Here is a 21,882-nt window from a genome sequence, read left to right on the forward strand (position 1 = left end):
ACCCAGCAGAAACACATTAATAAGCCTGACGGATATGACAGGAGAGAAAAATGACGGACAGTAAACGCGCAGGGGAGCCTGCGCAACAGAGTGATTTGATTAACGTCGCTCAGCTGACCGCGCAGTACTACGTACTGAAGCCGGAAGCGGGCAACGCGGAGCATGCGGTGAAGTTTGGCACCTCTGGCCATCGTGGCAGCGCAGGGCGCCATAACTTCAATGAGCAGCATATTCTGGCGATCGCTCAGGCGATTGCGGAAGACCGCGCGAAGAACGGGATTACCGGTCCCTGCTACGTAGGTAAAGATACCCACGCGCTCTCCGAACCGGCCTTTATTTCGGTTCTTGAAGTGCTGGCAGCCAACGGCGTTGATGTTATCGTGCAGGAAAACAACGGTTTCACCCCGACGCCGGCCATTTCCAATGCCATCCTGGTGAACAACAAAAAAGGCGGTCCGCTGGCGGACGGCATCGTGATTACGCCGTCGCATAACCCGCCGGAAGATGGCGGTATCAAGTACAACCCGCCGAACGGCGGCCCGGCGGATACCAACGTCACCAAAGTGGTCGAGAATCGCGCTAACGAACTGCTGGCCTCGGGTCTGCAGGGCGTCAGGCGCCTCTCCCTCGACGCGGCACTGGCATCCGGTCATGTCAAAGAGCAGGATCTGGTGCAGCCGTTTATTGAAGGACTGGCGGATATCGTCGATATGGCGGCGATTCAGAAAGCCGGCCTCAGGCTCGGGGTCGATCCGCTGGGCGGGTCCGGTATCGAATACTGGAAGCGTATCGCCGGGCACTACAAGCTGGATCTGACCATCGTCAACGATCACGTCGATCAAACCTTCCGCTTTATGCACCTTGATAAAGACGGCGCCATTCGCATGGACTGCTCTTCGGAGTGCGCGATGGCAGGGCTGCTGGCGCTGCGCGATAAGTTCGATCTGGCTTTCGCTAACGATCCGGATTATGACCGTCACGGCATCGTCACGCCGGCAGGTCTGATGAACCCGAACCACTATCTGGCGGTGGCGATTAACTACCTGTTCCGGCATCGTCCGCAGTGGGGCCAGGATGTCGCCGTCGGTAAGACGCTGGTCTCCTCGGCGATGATCGATCGCGTGGTGAACGACCTCGGCCGTAAGCTGGTGGAAGTGCCGGTGGGCTTTAAATGGTTTGTTGACGGTCTGTTCGACGGCAGCTTCGGCTTCGGCGGCGAAGAGAGCGCGGGCGCCTCGTTCCTGCGTTTTGACGGAACCCCGTGGTCGACCGACAAAGACGGGATCATCATGTGCCTGCTGGCGGCAGAAATCACCGCCGTCACCGGTAAAAACCCGCAGGAGCACTACGACGAACTGGCCGCCCGCTTCGGCGCGCCGAGCTATAACCGTCTGCAGGCTTCGGCCACTTCCGCACAGAAAGCGGCGCTGTCGAAGCTGTCGCCGGAAATGGTCAGCGCCAGCCAGCTGGCCGGTGACCCGATCACCGCACGTCTGACCGCCGCGCCGGGCAACGGCGCATCGATTGGCGGTCTGAAAGTGATGACCGACAACGGCTGGTTCGCCGCACGTCCGTCAGGTACGGAAGACGCTTACAAGATCTACTGCGAGAGCTTCCTCGGTGAAGCACATCGTAAGCAGATCGAGAAAGAAGCGGTGGAAATCGTAAATAGCGTGCTAGCAGCGCACCACTAGAGCAACTGACGTACTCCGGGGAGCCGGGGTACGTCACAGTTAACCGGCGATGAAATTCACTTCTACGCCGACACCAGTCCAGGCGTCACTTTGTCAGAACGTAAGGATCGGTACGATTCGCAAAAGGTTATTGCTGCGGGGACTCTATGAATATCTATGTTGTTACCAATAATAATTTCATGCTTGAAGGTCTGAAATGTATGTTTAGCGACAACAGCCTCTCCGTCAACAGGGTTTTATTTTCCCGGATCACCGAAATTGCTTTCAGCAACAGCGATGTGGTGATTGTGGAGTCAGAGCTGAAAACCTGCGATGCCGGGCGTCTCAAACATCTGCACATTTCACCAGTCAATATCATCTTTTTATTAAAACCGCGGTCAGGAATGAGGGGGACAGGTCGCGAAGCGGTATTCATTGATACCGAATTAACAGGTAATGAATATCTGATGATAAGGCAGGTTTTTAAAAAAATGCGGATTCATCTGAAGAGGGAAAAATTGGCGTTTACCAAAAGAGAAGCGCATATCATCCATCTGATTTTAAATGGCTACTCGCTGGTGGAAATTTCCCGCCGCCTGCTAATCTCCATAAAAACGGTTCAGTCTTATGTCAATATTATTTTACATAAACTGAATGCCACAAAAATAAGTGAAATATACCGTTGTAAAAGCCTCATTATTGACAGCTTTGCCAGGAAAAATTTGCATCTTCAATGAGATACGGATTTTTCCTGATACACTATCCATCGATAAACGACAAAGAAAAAGGCAATGTCTGCGGCGACATCGCCTCGCGAATATTATAAGGTTTCGTTTTGCACCACAGCACTGCGTGGGCCTGTATTACGTCCATTGCTCAGGAAGACCACGCCAAACAGAAGAATCACCGAGACGATGGCGGAGAACAGATAGAATACAAAATGGTAGCCAAACGCATCAAACAACATCCCCACCGGGATCGATAACAACACGATACCCAGCGAGCTGGCGATCTGGAATCCCACGAGGAAGATGGTGGAAGATAAGCGAGAATCAAAGTTGGACACGCTGTATTTGAATACCGAGATCACAAACAGCGGTACTTCAATCGCATGAAATAGCTTAATCAGCGAGATGATGTAAGGGCTTTCTGAGGTTGCTGACACCAGAATGCGACAGATCATGATCATGCCTCCTGCAATCAGCGCTTTTTTCGCTCCCACCTTGTTTACAAAGAAGGGGATGACGGCCATTCCGATGGCTTCCAGCACCACCTGGAAGGAGTTCAGATAGCCGTAGACTCGGGTCCCGGTCTCGACGGATGAGAACAACCCGGCATAGAACACGGGAAACATCTGCTGATCGTAGATATTATAGAATGACCAGGTCCCGGTGATGAACAGCACGAAAATCCAGAATTTAATATCTTTAAAGACGGCGATAAAATCGTCTTTGTGCACCTTTTCAAGGTGGTGAGTACCGCTGGCCGTTTGTTCGCTTTTAAATAACATATTGATAATAATAAAGCACACACCAAACAGCGATACCAGCCAGAAGTTAATGTGCGGATTGATGGCGAAAAAGATCCCGGCGAGTAAGGCTCCAATCGCATAGCCAAACGAGCCCCACGCCCGGGCGGTACCGTATTCAAAGCAAAATGCCCGTGCCATTTTCTCAGTGAAACTATCCAGTAACCCGCAACCGGCGAGGTAGCCAATACCAAAGAACAATGAGCCGATCGCTAAACCTAACGAGAAGTTGTGCCGCAGCAGCGGTTCATATATATAAATCAGGAACGGACCAGTGAGAACTAAAATGACACTCAGGAGCCAGATCAGATGCTTTTTGAGGCCGAGTTTATCCTGGATTATTCCGTAGCCAATCATAAAAATCATACTGGTAAACTGATTGACGGAGTACAGGGTTCCAAGCTGCGTGCCGGTGAGACCGATTGTCCCTTTAAGCCAGATGGCATACAGAGACCACCATAGCGACCAGGCGATAAAAAACAGAAATGAATAACCGGAGGCATAGCGGTAATATTCATTTTTTAAAAATGAAAAATCCTTCATGTTTATTACCTTGTCACAATATTTTTATTTTAGTAAACAGAATCCTGTAACGCTATCATCGTCTTCAAGGCCCGCTAGTGATATGGCAGGGCGGCCAGATTCAATATAATAATCGGCTCTGATAGAGACAGCGGTATGATTTCTATTATTTAATTTACGGCTTCAGGTACATTTCTTTTCTTGATGATAAAAACCTCAGCATAGATATCATATTGACGCTGACTGAACGGCATGGATAAATAACTACGGGTTTATTATTACTATTAAGTTCGCCGCAATACAACCTGTCGAACGTGATGTTAATCACAATGGTTAACGTTAACATTAATCCAGGGGAAGGAGCCTGATAGAGACCAGGTGTCATAAGAGGTTAAGAGGTTAACGCCGCGGGTTGCGTAAATACGTCCTGCGGATGTTGTCCACTTTTCGGACAGAAAAGGATGGGGGGGAGGTCATTTCACTTATGTTGCGTGAGTATCGGCTGCTTTCACACGTCACCAGAGGGTGTCTGGACGTTTTCCCGTCAGTTTGACTAGAAATTCAACGTCCGCTCCTCGCTCATTGCTGCCACTGGCCGTTACTGTAGACGGCTCTGTGCCAGGAGCAGACGTTGTTACATCACAATATGTTAATCAGCCGCAAACAGCTCAGTCAGGCGATGACGGGAGTGAGTTATCAAAAGTTGTCGCCCGCCATCATCACCAGCGGGGATGCTTGACTGTACGCCCTCTCAGTTACAATTTGTTCAGTCTGCAATCTGTAATGTAAAAGCTAAATAATTTCGTTGATTGAAGTCCTTCTTATATAACCTAACGGTTTCTTTGTTTCTCGAAAATATAGTTTTGCAAGAGGAATGTGCTACTTTAGTATTGAGCATGTGTACTTCATCGTAACTTAGATGATTGCTCGAAAAATATTTAACCCCACTGGTATTTATTAATAGCGCTTTACTAGGAGATAATGGGTAATAATAATCAACAAATTCACCTTCACTTCCTTCTGGATTCAGATTTATCACTGGTTGATCAGATGTAATGAAGTCAATACTGGATTTGTTCTCAAGCAGAATGACTTTTCTGCTGCTGTTCAAGGACATGTCATAAGAAAGGTTTGTTGCCATAAATGAACACATAAACCACCAGTTTCTATTGTAAAAATCCCTTAGACGATCCCGGATGTGTGCTTGGCCAGGAATCTTATCCAGTGACAGAATTAATAATTGCTTCATTTTCTGTGTCCTAGAAAATTGATGCCCTAAGAAATAACAAAACCCATAGTAAGTGCCTTTATCATCCAAAGGAAGCAAGTTTCCTGTTTTTAATTCACTTAAAATTTTTATGGCGCTCGATTCTTGCTCGGACAAATAATTTTCGAAAACATTGCTCTGTATAATATCTTGTAAGTTTATTCCAAGTTTTGCATTATAAGCAGGTGATAATAAGGAGACCATTTTCTGTGTCTCGAATATCATATTCACAAAATTCCAATGAAGTTCTTTTAATGTCTCATTACATTTGTTTGTGAAGAGAGCTATGAGTTCTTTGTCGCTTTCCTTCAACATACCCATTTTGTAGAAATCTTTTTCAAGTCCCAGACCTCTGACACTGTCAGATGCAATGTTAGATTTCTTTGTGATGTAGTAAATGTTGGTTCCATCAACTGTCCAATCCTGAAGGTAATGAGCCCATACATAATGATGTTTGGTTTTCTTCTCAAGAATTTTCATTGGATTCCTTTCGATGATAACGATAGTGAGTGATTTATAAACCATGTTACTGCTCTTGTCTTCGGTAACTTAGAGGTTTACTGGATTAACTTTTTGTTTTTTCCAATCACTAAGCCACGCGCAGTATGACCCCATACCTTAGGGGGGGGAAGTTTCCTGCTCATCCCAACCATTTCCTTTTAGAGATCTTCAGCGGTATGGCTGAGGGCGAACTTCTGCTCCTCGCTCACAGCGGACCTTCACCTCAGTTAACTCATCCGCTCCGTGCCTGAAGCGGACGTTGTTAATGGCATGATGTATGAACCAATGGAGAGTCAATCATCTATACTCCTGTTAATCCATACTGGGAATATTGTTATCAATAGCCCCGCAACGGAAGCGTTAACTATATATTCTAACGCTCCCATTGATCCTGCCACTTTATTAAGGAAATTCTTACAGTTTAAAAAGGCTGTAGGGGGATTTTACTCGGCTAAATAACCACCATCGATTGGATAAACTCCTCCGGTACAGAACGCTGAATTGTCTGAAAGCAAAAACAATATGAAGTCTGCTATTTCTTGCATTTTTGCCATCCTTTTCATAGGGTGGCTATTTGCGAAACTACGTACGATATTTTCAGGAAATTCAGTCATTCGTGGGGTCTGGACATAGCCGGGAGCGACTGCATTGATTCGAATGCCTTGACTTGCAAACTCTAACGCTGCGGTTTGGGTTAAACCGATTATACCATGTTTAGCCACGGTGTAAGGTGCTAATCCTGGAATGCCAACCAGACCATTTACTGCAGATAAATTAACGATAGAACCACCAAATTTCATCATCTCAGGTATTTCATATTTTAGGCAGTAAAAAACGCCGCTCAATGAGGTGGCAATAACCTTATCCCAGTTTTCAACTGTCTGCTCTGTTATGTTTTTACCATGTTCACCTGTTAGGCCTGCATTATTTACAGCATAATCAAGTCTGCCGAAATGTTTGATAACCTCATCTATCATTTTCTGTACTTGTTCGGGTTGTGACACATCACATCCGATCCCCAGCGCCTGCTGTCCCTGTGAGGTTAATCGTTTCGCTTGTTGTTTAGCCTGCTCTGACGAGCGGGATACAATAACGACCTTAGCTCCATATTTGTGTAATTGCTCTGCGACTGCCTGACCTATACCTGCAGTACTTCCTGTTATGACAGCAACTTTATTCTGGAAATTCATAATTCCCCCTGTGAAGTAGAATTGAGTCTTTCATCTGGGGTAGTATACAAATTAGCTGTGACAGTTTTTGTCAGTACTCTTTCTCCTCGCTGATTCCTTCTTTTATTCTCCATTTTTTCAATAAAACCGTCCTGCTTTCACTATATATGGAATCCAGTTGTACCATCTCTTCAATTTTGTCAGTTCTAAAATGACGAAAATCATTTCTCATCTCACACCATGCAACCAAAAGCCAGCAGGACTCCATATATACCAATCCGATGGGCCATATGATTCGAGAAGAGTAAGTATCTTTCTTGTCACAATACTTTATTTTGATTCTCTTTCGCTTTTTAATAGCATTGCGGATATCTTCAAAAAACATCTCATTATTTTCTGAAGGACCGATCAGATAGGATTGACTCTCAATAAGATTCTTTAATTCACCAGGAATGACGGCGTGTATTTTGGCAAGTGCATTCCTTGCGGTATTCTTGAAATCATAATCCGTATTATGAGATACCCAATTTAACCCAAGTGTAATAGCATTGATTTCTTCATGAGTAAGGTTTAAGGGTGGCAAATGAAAGTCAGACTTAACGATATAACCAATTCCAGCACCACCTTCAATACACACTCCTTGATGCTGTAGCGTTTTTATATCTCTGTAAAGAGAGCGCACACTTACTCCTAATCTTATAGAGAGAGTGGATGCAGTGATCGGATATCTTTGCGCCCTTAATATCTGTAGTAATTCGAGAAGCCTTTCTGTTCTGGTCATGCTGATAAATCCATCTTAATCCTGAGACGATATCTTAAAGCATCTGTTGGATAAGCATTTTAGTACAAAGTAAGCGTACATGCTTAAGTTGAACTGCTCCCATTGGTTAATACAGCGCATCTGACTCGCCACAGTGCCCAGAAGATGGGCGGAGGTGTTCGACAGCCTGCCGTTCGTTCGGAGGGCAGGGGATACGTATCATTAATGCCGCGACTACTGGCAGAAAAACGGTGTGTTCTTATGAATAAGGCAACGTTACATGAAATTATATTATTTCCTGAATCCACTTAGCAATAATCAACAATGGCTATGCAATATATACTGTAATTTTATTCAGTGCGATATAATGAAGCTGGATAAAATTTCATTTTTCATAACGGAAGGGTGAAAATAGGTAGAAAGAGTTTTAAAGAGCGCGGTAAGAAGGTGGTTCGCAAATATAAATTGCAGCTATCAGTGTTGATGTGACTGCCAGGCTTATCTGCGCATGAGAAGAGGTATAGATAATGATATTGTTTTAGCGCAGGTCCGCAGGAACAGTAGGTTCTTAGATGCTAACTTAAACATAACCCTACGCCTGCCAAATATAAGCGAAGGTCCGCTTCTCTCTCGCTCATAGCTGAACTGTACGGGCCTTCAGCCTGGCGGTTAAGCGCCAGGAGGGGACGTTGGACATTTTAGCCACCGCGGGGGTGGCTCCAGGTTCAGGCTCATTTCTCAGAATGAAAACTCCAGCAAGCCGCGGTTGCGAGTGTCACAAACGGTCCAGCCAGCGTAACGTTGTGATGGGCAATGATTTCACTCGCTGACAAATATTTGTTATCCATTGTCGTATGCGCATCTGAAATCAGCACAGTCCTGAATCCATGCTCTGGCGCTGCGCGACAGGTAGTATCCACACAGAATTCTGTTTTCATACCGGCGATAACCAGTTGCTTAACACCTCGCAGACTGAGCTGAAGCTGAAGCTCTGTATCACGGAAGCAGCTGGGATACTTTTTAATAAACACGATATCCTGTTCAGCGTTTACGTTCAGCTCGGGTATCAGTTGTGTTAACGGACTTTGCTCTGAGAATGGGGAATCATCGGGTCCGATGTGGCGGGCAAAAAAAACGGGCACCTGAGCCTGCCTCGCATTTTCAATCAGCAGACGGATATTCAACAGAACGGTGTCTGAGGAGTGTGGGGAAGCCGGGCCACGGAAAAGCCCCTGCTGCATATCGATAACTAAAAGTGCATTTTCGGATAAAAGCATGATGTGTCTCCATTCAGAACGTTATGAACGGAGATATTTTCTTCCCCGTCCGGTTTGGCGGGGATTCAGAATCTGTTTTGTCAGGAGCCTGTCACAGATACGCCCACACCGCCGAAGGTGCCGGTGGTAGTAACTGTGGTTGTTGGCTGAAGTGACTTAAGCATTTTCTGACCTTCTTGTATTCGTTGAACATCTGGAGCAGTAATTATAAAAACTGCTCTGTTCTTGTAGCACTGAGTAAATACCGATTTCAATAAATATTTATCCTGCAGAAAGTCGGGCCTTAGATACTACATACTGAGTGGGCAAAAACCGTTAAACTCGCTTCCGCACCTCGCTCATAGCAGAATGGACGTTTTTCCAGCCTACATGGAAGGGGAAGGTTCCTTCATAGCCCTTGTCTACGTTTCCACTTATCTACCACGTCACCCTAATTTATTTTTGGTATCATCGCGGATCCAATCCATGAACTTGCGATCGAGTAAGGCGCTATACCAGTCCAGTCAATTTTCAACGTCTTAATCCCTTGATTGTTTACACGTTAAAAGTAGCGGCTTTGGCTGGTATATTTAAACTATTCAGGGGCCGTTTCTTGCTCACAGTTGATCTGACAGCCCGCTAGTCTGTTCGCTCTGTGCCAGAAGCGGGTGTTGCTGACCCTTAGGTGAAATTGCCAGTTAGGGTAGATCGCAAACCGCAAAACATCGATTGGCTGCACATTCGCAGAAATGCAGCCGTTCGGCGTTGTTTCCTCTTGCAGAACTATCAGAACCTTGCATTATTGATTTCGTTTCACCTCATATCGCAGGCACACTACGCCCGACGGGAAAATTTTACTATTCACCAGCATGAGTGAGGTTCTGTCTTTTATGTTTTTGAACAAGGGAATGCCTTGCCCCAGCAGAATCGGATTGACGAATAGCCAATACTCATCAATAAGGTTTTCCGACATTAGCGCGTGAGTCGCTGAGGGACTGCCAAACATTAAGATTTCGCTGCCCGCGTTGTGCTTGAGCTTGTGGATTTCGTCGCTTAAATGGCTGCTGATAATTTGCGTATCAGGATGATTTTTTTGCAACAGGGTTTTCGACAACACCACTTTGTGGGCAGATTTATACCAACGCGAATGCGCATGGTCATGCGGGCTGGCGTCAGGATTATCGGCAGCAGTTGGCCAGTACGACTCCATCATCTGGTAGGTGGTGCGCCCATATAAGGCGGTGTCGGTCTGCTGAATCCGCTGCTCCACGTATTCAAACAAGTCGGGGCTCAGGCTTATCCAGGCCAGACCCGCCGGGCCCTCAGCGGTAGAAGCGACAAAACCATCCAGCGACACATGAACAAACGAAACTATTTTTCTCATGATTTTCTCTTTGATTAAGTTTTGATTACATAGCCTGCGAGGCACGCCAGGGTTTGGTTCCCGTCTTAAATAGCACCCATTTTCTCCAACGCCATCTTGCGTGCTTTCGCATCCGGAAAACACAGATGTATCGTCACTTTGGTTTATCAATCCACCACTGATCATGCCGGAGTTGGTGACGACGGTGTTCCTGAGCACACTTAAGTTGTATCGGATCAAGATGAACAATAGAACGAAGCAGTGAGAAATACAGGTTGTTCCCCATGGTAAGCTCCTAATCCCGGAATATCTGGAATTAAGTATAAATCTTGTTACCCATACGGTTCTGGAATATCGCCTATTGGATACATGACCCTGATTTGTGTGATAAGTACTAACTTCCGCTTCTCGCTCATAGCAGCCACTGGCCGTTACCGTAAACGGCTTTGTGCCATAAGAGGGGACATCTCGGACATTACGATACGTTAGATATCTAAAAGTGCATGGTTCGATTTACAGGGATACTTACACAGATATTCCGGACATTTGGCGGGATAAACCCCGTTATGATTGCCTGAAACGAAGCAGTGACTGACTTTTAAAGTAAAATCCCGGCTCGGCGGCCGGGATTTTTGTGAAGATCAATCCGGATCTGAAGGTGGCTTTTTACGACAGTTAAATTTATCTATCAGATTAAAAACTATTGTGGCCAGTGTAATCGCAGAGCCAGCTATACACCCAAACACAACTATCCTTTCCACATGGTAAACAGGAAAAAAGAAGTATCCTTTTATTATATAAATAAATAATGCCCCCCCACCTATAAGCAAGAAGCCAAGTACAATGCAAAAGACACATGAATATATGAATAACTTAATATAAGGAATCATTCCTTTATCTCCTTTTGCCTTTCGGAAGAAGGCTGGCTGCCATTTACTGCATCTTTTACATATCCACCCAAAATTTCACTACCGAAGGAACCTGTCGCGTCAAATATAAAACCAGGGATTTCTTTTCCTGATACTGAACTCACAAACCCTGGAGCTAACTCACCAAACTTCCCGCCGGCCCAGGAACCTATAGCTGCCCCTCCAATAGAACCAACATCCGGACCATCGGTAAAGAAAGCACCTCCTGCAGCAATTCCGACATTTTGTCCGACAGCTCTTCCTGGTGCGAGCATACCTGTAATGCCTGCACTGACACTGCCCTTCCAGTCCCAGTTTTTGTTTTCATTGCCCGGTTGATTCAGGTCGAACCACTGGTAGCTTCCGTTGGCTATCTCTGCAATAACTCCACCACCTACAACTTTACCGATCGACGCCGCAGGTCCTAAATACGCGGCTCCCGCAATCAGTACCCCATCCTTATAGCCATCCACAATCACTTTTGTGATGTTAGCACCTTCAGGCAGGTCACCTTTAGCCAGTTTATCCAGTCCAGACTGTGTCTGTTCCGGCGTCAGGTTTTTATCTACTGCATACTGATACCAGGAAGCTGCTGCAGCGCCATAGTCATTCAGCCCGGATGGCAGGCTGAACATATCATTGTTCTCTGATGTGTTCTTACCGGCCTGGCCGCCTGCCACTGCACCGCTTGTATCTCCCCCCGGCGAGCCCGCCCGCCAGACCGCTTGCCAGCGTGCTTAGCGCAGACACCGTTTGTTTTTGTGTTTCGCTCAGTTTGCTGAAATCATCTGTACCATACAGCGCTTTCGCTATCACTGATGTTCCGATAGCCGCCGTTGCGGCGCCCGCAGCGCCTGCTGCTGCACTGTTTCCCTGTAATTCAGCCGCAACCCCGGCCATGACGGCATGAGCCATTACCCGGCTGGTTTCATTCGGTGAGTATTGCTTAATAACCTCCGCCACATACGGTGCCGCGCCGCCTGCCAGCGCCGCCTTCAGGTCGCTGCCCGCCAGGCCCTGCACGGCGGCGGTCGCCGCCTGAATCGCCTGCTGGACGCTGCTGCCGGTGCCCCATTGTTGCTGCGCCGCCTTATAGCCGTCGGTGGCGGCCAGCTGAGCATTATATCGTTCCCAGGCCTCCTTGCTGGCGCCTTTCTCCGGCTCGGTGATCCCTTTCTTCGCCAGCTCCGCCTTGCCAGCGTTGATGGCGCTAATCTGTCCCTCGGTGCGCGCAATATCCGCCACCTGGTTGCCAATTTCGCCAATCAGCTGGGTCTGCTGCAGGCGCTGCTGCTCTTTCTCTTTATCGAAGATCGGCGACAGGGTCTGGTTGGCGTGCTCCACGTCACGGCTGAGGTTCGCCACGTCCTGCTGTTGCCTGTCCTTATCCCGTACGATGATGTCACCCTCACTGATTGCCGCGTGGGTGGTGCTGCTGTCATGGCCTTCGTTGTTCCCGCCGGTCAGCAGGCCGTTGGCCATGTTCCCGGCAAACTGGCTGCCGATACTGCCGCCGCTGCTGAAGCCGACGCTCTGGTGCTCAGTTTTAAAATCGGCGCGGTTGTCGATATCGCCCCAGCCCAGCGTGCCGGTGTCGAGGCGGTTCTTGTCCGCCGTCGCCGTCGAGCCAATCACTGCGCCATTCAGCTGCGTATGCTCGCCCACGGTGATGTCATACCCGCCTTTGCCGGCAAAGATGCCGGTCTGCTCCACCACCGAGTCGTAGTTGCTGTGCATCTTGTCCTTGCTGAGGTTGACGCTGGCGGAGCCGGACATCGAGCCAAAGGTGAAGCTGCCTCCGGCGCTGGCGTTCTGCTGTTTTGAGTCGTAGCGGTCGCTGTCCTGCTCCGAGGTGAGCGTCAGGTTGCGACCGATATCGGCGATAACCGTGTCCCCGCTGACCTGGGCGCCTGTGAGGGTGGTGTCGCGCCCGCTGTTGAGGGTGAGCCGGTTACCGGCATCGACGGTGGTTTCGCTGTGGGTGGTACCGTTGCCGCTTTCGCTGCCTTTGCCCTTGTTGGCGCTGGCGGAGACGCTGATCCCCCAGCCGCCGGAGCCCACGCCAATCCCGACGCCGACCGTGCCGCCGTGGCTGTCGTTTTTGCCTTCCAGCAGCGAAGTGTTTTCAGCAGAGACCAGGTTGATATCGCGGCTGGCCGACAGCGCCACGTCGTTACCGGCCTTCAGCTGGCTGCCGACCGCGTTCAGGTCGCCTTCGCGGGCGGTGATGCTGAGGTCGCGTCCCGCCGTCAGGCTGCTGCCCTGGGCGGTGGTCTGCTCGCTGCGCTGGGTCGATTTCGACGACTGGCTGCCGTAAGAGAGACTGACGCCAACGGTATTGTTGTTGGCCGGATCGTTGCCCTGCGCCGCATCCAGACGCGCGGCCTGGCTGGCCTGCACGCCGGAGAGCGCTGCTTTCACGCCCTGCAGGGCCTGCAACCGGCTGCTGCCGGCGGACCTGGCGTCCTGGGTGGCCTGCACCACGCTGTTGAGGGCGCTGCCGGCCGTGCCGGAGAGGGCGAGGGTCAGGCCGGAGGTTTTCTGCTCCACCTCGTGGGTCTGCCGGCTCTGGTTTTCGGCGGCGGTGATGGCGACGTTTTTGCCGCTGAGGGCCATGTCCCGGCCGGCGATCAGATCCGAGCCGGTGACCGTCAGGTTGTCGCCCGCGCGCACGGTCAGGTCGCCGTTGACGCTGCCGACGGTGCTGCCCGCCTGAGTGGCGTCCGCGCCGGTGTCGGTGGTTTTCACGCTCTGGGTGCCGTAGCTGAAGCCGATCCCGCCGGAGCTCATCAGCCCCGATTTTTTCTCCTGCTTCAGGTGCAGTTCGCTGTTGTACTCATTCTGAGTCCCGATCAGCAGATCGTTGCCCGCCAGCAGAGCCACGTCGCCGCTGCCGGCCACGCTGCTGCCGCGCAGGGTGAGATCGTGCCCGGCGGTGAGGCTGACGCTGTCGCCGTTGAGCTCGCTGCCCCGGGATGTCTGCCGCGACACGCTGTCCTCGGTGCGGGTGGTGGTTTTGGACAGCCAGCCGCTGCTGCCGGTGACCTTGTGGCGCTCGTTCAGCGTCTGGCTGTTTTCGCCCGCCTCCAGAGTGAGGTTATTGCCTGCGCCGAGATTCAGCGCTGCGCCGGAGGAGAGGAGGGCGCCACGGGCGCTGAGGTCGTGCCCGGCGCTCAGCGTGACGTTGCCTTTGCCGGTCACCTCGCTGCCGGTGCTGCGGCTCTGGCTCTGGCTGAGGGCGTTGTCGGTATCCCACACCAGATTATCCTGCCAGGCGGTGGTGACGTCGTTGAGCCGGATATCGCGCCCGGCGACCAGCTGCACCTCGCCGCGTTCGCTGCTGGCGACCACCTGGGCGCCGCTGAGAGTGATATCGCGGCCGGAGTGCAGGGTCAGCCTGCCGTCGTCGCCCTGGACATAGATGCCGGAGACGCTGTCGATAGTGGTGCGGCTGAAGCGGTTCTCGCCGCTGACGCTCTGGGCGTCGGCGAGGGTGGTGGTGGCGTTGATGTCCCGCCCGGCCACCGCCTGCAGGCTGCTGCCGCCCTGGATGATGCCGCCGATGTTATTGATGTCGTTGCGGGCGTTCAGGCGCACATCGTCGCCGCTCAGGGTGCCCGTCTGGTTGGTGATAGTGTCGGCGTCAAGCTGCAGGACGCGGCGGCCGTTGAGGGTGCCGCTGTTGAAGAGGTCGCCGTCGAGTTTAATGTTGACGTTATTCCCGGCGATCAGCGCGCCGGAGCCGTCGAGGTCGCCGGGTTTGACTTTGGCGTAGACCTGCGGCACCAGCACGGTCTGCTGTGAGCCGTCCGGCATCTTCACAGTGGTGTTCACCAGCCAGACGATGTCGCCGGTCAGCAGCGCCATCTGCTCGGGGGTCAGCGCCACGCCGCTCTTCAGGGCATACTGTTTGCCGAAGGTAATCCCCTGATCCATCAAGGCCTTAAACTGCTGTTCGTCGCTGGTGTAGCCGTCAAGGTAGCGCTGGCCGGTCAGGGCAACCACCTGCTCGCGGATCAGCCGCTGCTCATAGTAGCCGTCGCCCAGCCGTTTCGCTGTAGTTGGTGAACGCTGATAAATGACATATCGTTGAGTGACAGCAGACAAGGCTACCGCTCACCCTGATCCGCAGATCTGTCCCACATGGAGTTTAGCGAAAAATGGCACCTCAGTTTTGTAGTATTTTTATTATTTATTAGTGTGTTAGTTAATAGATCGTGTAATAAGAGAGAGGGGAAGGGAGTTAAGACCGACTGACAAAGCTGATGAACTGAGCGGAGCCGAGCCTGATAGTCCGCTACGTGCCAAGAGCGGAAGTTGAAGATCAGGACCAAGAAAGAAGTTAGGAGGTATTTTTTTGAAGAAAATCCGCTCAGTATGAGTTCTGAAGAAAAAAACAGTGCATACTTTGGGCAATACATTCTTAGGATACCGATCTTCATCTGCATGGATTTTTTGACGTGATTGATTTCATAAATTTTAACGACCGCTATAAACAACTCAGAACTTTATTACCACATGCTAAAAATGTGGCTGAATATTTGATAGCAGGACTAAACATTCGCATCTTTGAACCCGCAAGCACAGTTGAGGATATTCTTATCGTTTACCACGGTGGTGGAGTCAACTCAGATGCTGGTTACGATATGCTTGCTCATCAGATAAGTCATCATGGAGCTATTTGTACATGCCTCATAGATATCCGTGGACACGGGCGCTCATTGGGTAACAAAGGTAGCGTTTCTAATCCGGAGCAGGTCTGGCAGGATATCGACACTGTTCTTGAACATGTTCGCGTAAAGTTCCCCTGGGCAAGAGTTCACTTGCTTGGCCATTCAAGCGGAGGGGGGATGTTGATCAATTATTTTACTCGCTTCACCCCCTCTCAACAAAGTGACAGCCTGATTTTACTTGCGCCTGAGTTTGGGCCTTTTGCACCAGCTAAAATTTGCAGAAAAACAATGGTTCCATTCGCGTCGGTGAGCAAGTGGCCTTTCGTACTAAATGCGCTCAGTATGGGATTACTATGCGGTAACCGTAATGCAGTTACTCTTAATTTTCCCAATGAGGTTATGCTATTAAGACCTGAATTTGTTCAGCGATACAGCGTGAATATGGCGAATGCTTTGACGCCGCGTCAACCTGCAAGGCAAATTGCAGCATTGCCATTACCTGTAACTGTTCTGATAGCTGAAAAGGATGAGCTATTTGATGCAAGACAAATGTCAGAGTTTGTAGAAGGATGTGGTAACCCGAATTTACATAGTAGAATTATTGAGCACAGTAAGCATTTAGACTGCATCTTTGATATTAGTGAAGAAATTCTTCAGCATTTGAATAGATGTCCGTCAAATTAAAGCATATCGTGAGCATTTAGTTCTGCTCAATACGTACTGATCATTATTGAAAACTATTCCCGTGTCCGCTCCTCGCTCACAGCGGACCTTAAGCTCTTTTAGTTTGTCCTTCCTGCGTCAGAAAAGGGCTTTATCTCTCAGGATCCACCAAACTATTCATTAGGATGTACTGCGCAGCTTTACGCGCATATTGGTCAATCAAAGGTACTAGCCGAGTGAAATGCTCGCTGGCGCAGTGCGCATCAAGTGCCGTATGGTCAGGCCACTCTTCAATGAAAATAAAATGCCCCGGATCCTTTTCATCCCGGTACAAATCATAAGCAATACACAGAGGCTCTCGCTTCGTTGCCGCGATGAGCTCGCGGTATAAAGGGAGAACCGTGTCGACGCACTCGGTTTTGATAAAATCTTCGGCGATGACCTTTAGCATGTGAACTCCTTCATTAAAAATGGCTAGGGCTTTTGAGAGATAGTGCCAGTCTGAATAGCTATTTCAAACAAAAGGTCCGCTGTTCGCTCATAGCTGCCCTTTAGTGTTGCAGTTCACTTCGCTGCCTGCACCATCTGACTCACCACGGTGTCCAGGGGATGGGAGGTGGTGTTCGACTGCCTGCCGTTCTTGCGGAGGGCAGGGGATACATACCATCAATGCCACTACTGCTGGCGGAAAAACAGTGTGCCTTTATGAATAATCTTGCGTCTCCCCCGGCCAGACCGCTTGTCAGCGCACTTATCGAAGACACTGTTTGCTTTTGTATTTTGCTGAGTTTGCTGGAATCATCTGTGCCATCGATGGCTTTAGCGATGACGGACGTTCAGATAGCTGCTGGGGCGACATCCGCAGTGGCGGCTCTGTACTTCTCGCTCAAATAATTATTCTCCACCGTCGTTTTCCCGGCCTGTGCGCCGAAACCGCAGAGGTGCTGCTGCCACCAGCCAGCCCCGCCGCCAGCGTTGCCAGTGTCAAGACGTTAACTGGCAGGCGTATAAAGTAAAATCCCGCCGGTAAAGGGCGGGATTCATCCTCTTATCTATTATTTTTTTTATTATTTCGATATAAGACCCAGCTCACTAAGCTACATAGCAGAGAGCAATACACAGCTATTTTTAACGCTCTAACAATATCAACATAAGAGAATAAAAAATCACCACCGATCCAATAAAATGCAAATACTCTGATGGAGAAAAATATTGCTAATGCCATGATAAATATAGCGAAAAACCATATCAGCACCGTCATTAAAAAACGCTGAAGGAGGGATTGATACTTCATTTTTTCTTCTCTTGTTGGTTTTTTATCTGATCCTGAATTATAGCTCCTGATCCTTCGGAACCAATTGAAGAGCCTATATTTCCAGCAATTCCAGGCGTTGGGTTTAGTGGTAGAGGCTTGCTGATCCCCATGCCAACATCAGTCCATTCCCAGTTTTTCCAGTTAGGATTAATTACTTTCTCAAGTGGCCCTTGAATAACCTTTCCTACACCATAACCTATTGCCGATGTACCTCCACTCATCGCAGCACCAGATAATGGATCTTTCCCATCCAGCCAGTTTCCAAACGCGCCACCTGCAGCATTCCAGCCCACGGTACCCGCCAGGCCATTACCCATACTGATAACATTCACCCAGCCAGCAATAGCAGCATTTGCCGGGTCTATTGTACCATCCGCCAGATAACTGATACCTGCATTCGCACCTGCACCCAGTCCCCACATTGCCTGAGCACCACCCGGTAGCAGTGCTGCGCTACCCGTAGCCAGTGCCAGCCCTACGGCATCACGTTCGTTTATCGCCTTCTGACAGCTCGCTGAGGATGGTGCAGTGCTACAGGTCGCCATATCTATTCCGTGCTGGCGTATCCACTCAGCCTGTGACTCTTCATTACCGCCAAATAAATTATTCTCCACCGTCGTCTTCCCGGCCTGCGCCCCGGAAATCGCAGAGGCGCTGCTGTCACCAGCCAACCCACCCGCCAGTCCTGCCGCCAGGGTTGCCAGCGTCGAGACGGTCTGTTTCTGCGTTTCGTCCAGTTCGTTGACCGGTTTACCGTACATCTGCGTGGCAATGATGCCGATGATTTCCGCCGTGGCTGCGCCAGCGGCACCGGCTAGGGCGCTCTGGTTCTGTGCGGCGGCAAGGGCGGCGTTGACCACCGCATGCGCAGCGACCTTACCCGCATCGTCCAGATTGCTGTAGTGGCCGATAACCTCCGCCACATACGGCGCGGCACCACCGGCCAGAGCCGCCTTCAGGTCGCTGCCCGCCAGCCCCTGCACGGTGGCGGTCGCCGCCTGAATCGCCTGCTGGACGCTGCTGCCGGTGCCCCATTGTTGCTGCGCCGCCTTATAGCCATCGGTGGCGGCCAGCTGAGCATTATATCGTTCCCAGGCCTCCTTGCTGGCGCCTTTCTCCGGCTCGTTCACGCCTCGGGCCGCCAGCTCCGCCTTGCCAGCGTTGATGGCGCTAATCTGTCCCTCGGTGCGCGCGATATCCGCCACCTGGTTGCCAATCTCTCCAATCAGCTGGGTCTGCTGCAGGCGCTGCTGCTCTTTCTCTTTCTCTTTATCGAAGATTGGCGACAGGGTCTGGTTGGCGTGCTCCACGTCACGGCTGAGGTTCGCCACGTCCTGCCGTTGCCTGTCCTTATCCCGTACGATGATGTCACCCTCACTGATTGCTGCGTAGGTGGTGCTGCTGTCATGTCCTTCGTTGTTCCCGCCGGTCAGCAGGCCGTTGGCCATGTTCCCCGCAAACTGGCTGCCGATGCTGCCGCCGCTGCTGAAGCCGACGCTCTGGTGTTCGGTTTTAAAATCGGCGCGGTTGTCGATGTCGCCCCAGCCCAGCGTGCCGGTGTCGAGTCGGTTTTTATCTGCGGTGGCAGTGCTGCCAATCACCGCGCCATCCAGCCGGGTATGCTCGCCGACGGTGATGTCATAGCCGCCTTTGCCGGCAAAGATGCCGGTCTGCTCCGCCACCGAATCGTAATTGCTGTGCATCTTGTCCTTGCTGAGGTTGACGCTGGCGGAGCCGCTCATGGAGCCAAAGGTGAAGCTGCCTCCGGCGCTGGCGTTCTGCTGTTTTGAGTCGTAGCGGTCGCTGTCCTGCTCGGAGGTGAGCGTCAGGTTGCGGCCGATATCGGCGATAACCGTGTCCCCGCTGACCTGGGCGCCGGTGAGGGTGGTGTCGCGTCCGCTGTTGAGGATGAGATTGTTGCCGGCATCGACAGTGGTTTCGCTGTGGGTGGTGCCGTTGCCGCTTTCGCTGCCTTTGCCCTTGTTGGCGCTGGCGGAGACGCTGATCCCCCAGCCGCCGGAGCCGACGCCAATCCCGACGCCGACCGTGCCGCCGTGGCTGTCGTTTTTGCCTTCCAGCAGCGAGGTGTTTTCAGCAGAGACCAGGTTGATATCGCGGCTGGCCGACAGCGCCACGTCGTTACCGGCCTTCAGCTGGCTGCCGACCGCGTTCAGGTCGCCTTCGCGGGCGGTGATGCTGAGGTCGCGTCCCGCCGTCAGGCTGCTGCCCTGGGCGGTGGTCTGCTCGCTGCGCTGGGTCGATTTCGACGACTGGCTGCCGTAAGAGAGACTGACGCCAACGGTATTGTTGTTGGCCGGATCGTTGCCCTGCGCCGCATCCAGACGCGCGGCCTGGCTGGCCTGCACGCCGGAGAGCGCTGCTTTCACGCCCTGCAGGGCCTGCAACCGGCTGCTGCCGGCGGACCTGGCGTCCTGGGTGGCCTGCACCACGCTGTTGAGGGCGCTGCCGGCCGTGCCGGAGAGGGCGAGGGTCAGGCCGGAGGTTTTCTGCTCCACCTCGTGGGTCTGCCGGCTCTGGTTTTCGGCGGCGGTGATGGCGACGTTTTTGCCGCTGAGGGCCATGTCCCGGCCGGCGATCAGGTCGGAACCGGTGACCGTCAGGTTTTCGCCCGCGCTCAGGGTCAGGTCGCCGTTGACGCTGCCGACGGTGCTACCCGCCTGAGTGGCGTCCGCGCCGGTGTCGGTGGTTTTCACGCTCTGGGTGCCGTAGCTGAAGCCGATCCCGCCGGAGCTCATCAGCCCCGATTTTTTCTCCTGCTTCAGGTGCAGTTCGCTGCTGTACTCATTCTGAGTCCCGATCAGCAGATCGTTGCCCGCCAGCAGGGCCACGTCGCCGCTGCCGGCCACGCTGCTGCCGCGCAGGGTGAGATCATGCCCGGCGGTGAGGCTGACGCTGTCGCCGTTGAGCTCGCTGCCCCGGGACGTCTGCCGCGACACGCTGTCCTCGGTGCGGGTGGTGGTTTTGGACAGCCAGCCGCTGCTGCCGGTGACCTTGTGGCGTTCGTCCAGCGTCTGGCTGTTTTCGCCCGCCTCCAGAGTGAGGTCATTGCCTGCGCCGAGATTCAGCGCTGCGCCGGAGGAGAGGAGGGCGCCGCGGGCGCTGAGGTCGTGCCCGGCGCTCAGCGTGACGTTGCCTTTGCCGGTCACCTCGCTGCCGGTGCTGCGGCTCTGGCTCTGGCTGAGGGCGTTGTCGGTATCCCACACCAGATTATCCTGCCAGGCGGTGGTGACGTCGTTGAGGCGGATATCGCGCCCGGCGACCAGCTGCACCTCGCCGCGTTCGCCGCTGGCGACCACCTGGGCGCCGCTGAGAGTGATATCGCGCCCGGAGTGCAGGGTCAGCCTGCCGTCGTCGCCCTGGACATAAATGCCGGAGACGCTGTCGATGGTGGTGCGGCTGAAGCGGTTCTCGCCGCTGACGCTCTGGGCGTCGGCGAGGGTGGTGGTGGCGTTGATGTCCCGCCCGGCCACCGCCTGCAGGCTGCTGCCGCCCTGGATGATACCGCCGATGTTATTGATGTCGTTGCGGGCGTTCAGGCGCACGTCGTCGCCGCTCAGGGTGCCCGCCCGGTTGGTGATAGTGTCGGCGTCAAGCTGCAGGACGCGGCGGCCGTTGAGGGTGCCGCTGTTGAAGAGGTCGCCGTCGAGTTTAATGTTGACGTTATTCCCGGCGATCAGCGCGCCGGAGCCGTCGAGGTCGCCGGGTTTGACTTTGGCGTAGACCTGCGGCACCAGCACGGTCTGCTGTGAGCCGTCCGGCATCTTCACAGTGGTGTTCACCAGCCAGACGATGTCGCCGGTCAGCAGCGCCATCTGCTCGGGGGTCAGTGCCACGCCGCTCTTCAGGGCATACTGTTTGCCGGAGGTAATGCCCTGATCCATCAACGCCTTAAACTGCTGTTCGTCGCTGGTGTAGCCGTCAAGGTAGCGCTGGCCGGTCAGGGCAACCACCTGCTCGCGGATCAGCCGCTGCTCGTAGTAGCCGTCGCCCAGCCGTTTCGCTGTAGTTGGTGAACGCTGATAAATGACATATCGTTGAGTGACAGCAGACAAGGCTACCGCTCACCCTGATCCGCAGATCTGTCCCACATGGAGTTTAGCGAAAAATGGCACCTCATTTTTGTAGTATTTTTATTATTTATTAGTGTGTTAGTTAATAGATCGTGTAATAAGAGAGAGGGGAAGGGAGTTAAGACCGACTGACAAAGCTGATGAACTGAGCGGAGCCGAGCCTGATAGTCCGCTACGTGCCAAAAGTGGACTT

The 21,882-nt window shown here is 52.0% G+C and carries 12 protein-coding genes and 3 pseudogenes; 3 read left to right on the top strand and 12 right to left on the bottom strand.

The features are described from left to right. Positions 1-50: 50 nt before the first annotated feature. Together pgm and MC50_RS19925 are read left to right on the top strand one after the other, a co-directional pair. The gene (gene pgm / locus MC50_RS19920) at positions 51-1,694 is read left to right on the top strand and encodes a phosphoglucomutase (alpha-D-glucose-1,6-bisphosphate-dependent) (protein WP_047664802.1); all 1,644 of its coding nucleotides are present in this window, start codon (positions 51-53) and stop codon (positions 1,692-1,694) included. Positions 1,695-1,840: 146 nt separating this feature from the next. Further along, positions 1,841-2,410, top strand: coding sequence for a helix-turn-helix domain-containing protein (locus tag MC50_RS19925; RefSeq protein WP_032690518.1), 570 nt, complete (start codon positions 1,841-1,843; stop codon positions 2,408-2,410). An 83-nt stretch (positions 2,411-2,493) separates the two neighbouring features. Here MC50_RS19925 and MC50_RS19930 read toward each other — a convergent pair whose 3' ends face one another. The 8 genes and pseudogenes from MC50_RS19930 to MC50_RS19965 form a co-directional block, all read right to left on the bottom strand. Further along, positions 2,494-3,744 carry an oligosaccharide MFS transporter gene (locus MC50_RS19930; RefSeq protein ID WP_047664803.1) on the bottom strand — a complete coding sequence of 417 codons (1,251 nt, stop codon included), beginning with the start codon at positions 3,742-3,744 and terminating at the stop codon, positions 2,494-2,496. Positions 3,745-4,489: 745 nt separating this feature from the next. After that, positions 4,490-5,470, bottom strand: coding sequence for a DUF4238 domain-containing protein (locus MC50_RS19935; RefSeq protein WP_047664804.1), 981 nt, complete (start codon positions 5,468-5,470; stop codon positions 4,490-4,492). Between the two features lie 464 nt (positions 5,471-5,934). Then, positions 5,935-6,681: an SDR family NAD(P)-dependent oxidoreductase gene (locus tag MC50_RS19940; protein WP_032695949.1), complete on the bottom strand. Its 747-nt coding sequence runs from the start codon at positions 6,679-6,681 to the stop codon at positions 5,935-5,937. Between the two features lie 70 nt (positions 6,682-6,751). Continuing rightward, entirely contained in the window at positions 6,752-7,441 is a 690-nt protein-coding gene (locus MC50_RS19945) for a helix-turn-helix transcriptional regulator (protein ID WP_046852642.1), read from the bottom strand. 710 nt (positions 7,442-8,151) lie between these two features. Continuing rightward, complete coding sequence (locus MC50_RS19950) at positions 8,152-8,697, bottom strand: cysteine hydrolase family protein (RefSeq protein ID WP_047664805.1); 546 nt, start codon at positions 8,695-8,697, stop codon at positions 8,152-8,154. A gap of 778 nt (positions 8,698-9,475) precedes the next feature. Next, positions 9,476-10,060, bottom strand: a complete 585-nt coding sequence (locus tag MC50_RS19955) for a dihydrofolate reductase family protein (RefSeq protein ID WP_046852641.1) — start codon at positions 10,058-10,060, stop codon at positions 9,476-9,478. Between the two features lie 865 nt (positions 10,061-10,925). Next, positions 10,926-11,582, bottom strand: a complete 657-nt coding sequence (locus MC50_RS28890; protein WP_047665541.1) for a hypothetical protein — start codon at positions 11,580-11,582, stop codon at positions 10,926-10,928. A gap of 3 nt (positions 11,583-11,585) precedes the next feature. Then, positions 11,586-15,021 (bottom strand): annotated as a pseudogene (locus tag MC50_RS19965) (hemagglutinin repeat-containing protein); the annotation flags it as partial. A 386-nt stretch (positions 15,022-15,407) separates the two neighbouring features. Between MC50_RS19965 and MC50_RS19970 the strand changes: the two are divergent. After that, on the top strand, positions 15,408-16,304 hold the full coding sequence (locus MC50_RS19970; RefSeq protein ID WP_072025007.1) for an alpha/beta hydrolase: 897 nt from the start codon (positions 15,408-15,410) through the stop codon (positions 16,302-16,304). 130 nt (positions 16,305-16,434) lie between these two features. Here MC50_RS19970 and MC50_RS19975 read toward each other — a convergent pair whose 3' ends face one another. The 4 genes and pseudogenes from MC50_RS19975 to MC50_RS19990 form a co-directional block, all read right to left on the bottom strand. Then, the gene (locus MC50_RS19975; RefSeq protein ID WP_047664807.1) at positions 16,435-16,734 is read right to left on the bottom strand and encodes a putative quinol monooxygenase; all 300 of its coding nucleotides are present in this window, start codon (positions 16,732-16,734) and stop codon (positions 16,435-16,437) included. Between the two features lie 139 nt (positions 16,735-16,873). After that, entirely contained in the window at positions 16,874-17,047 is a 174-nt protein-coding gene (locus MC50_RS29270; RefSeq protein WP_165457294.1) for a hypothetical protein, read from the bottom strand. 72 nt (positions 17,048-17,119) lie between these two features. Further along, positions 17,120-17,194 (bottom strand): annotated as a pseudogene (locus MC50_RS29275) (hypothetical protein); the annotation flags it as partial. 379 nt (positions 17,195-17,573) lie between these two features. Next, a pseudogene (locus MC50_RS19990) lies at positions 17,574-21,638 on the bottom strand (hemagglutinin repeat-containing protein); the annotation flags it as partial. Positions 21,639-21,882: the final 244 nt, after the last annotated feature.

Origin of the sequence: Klebsiella planticola (assembly GCF_000783935.2) — a bacterium.
Taxonomy (GTDB): Bacteria; Pseudomonadota; Gammaproteobacteria; order Enterobacterales; family Enterobacteriaceae; genus Klebsiella; species Klebsiella planticola.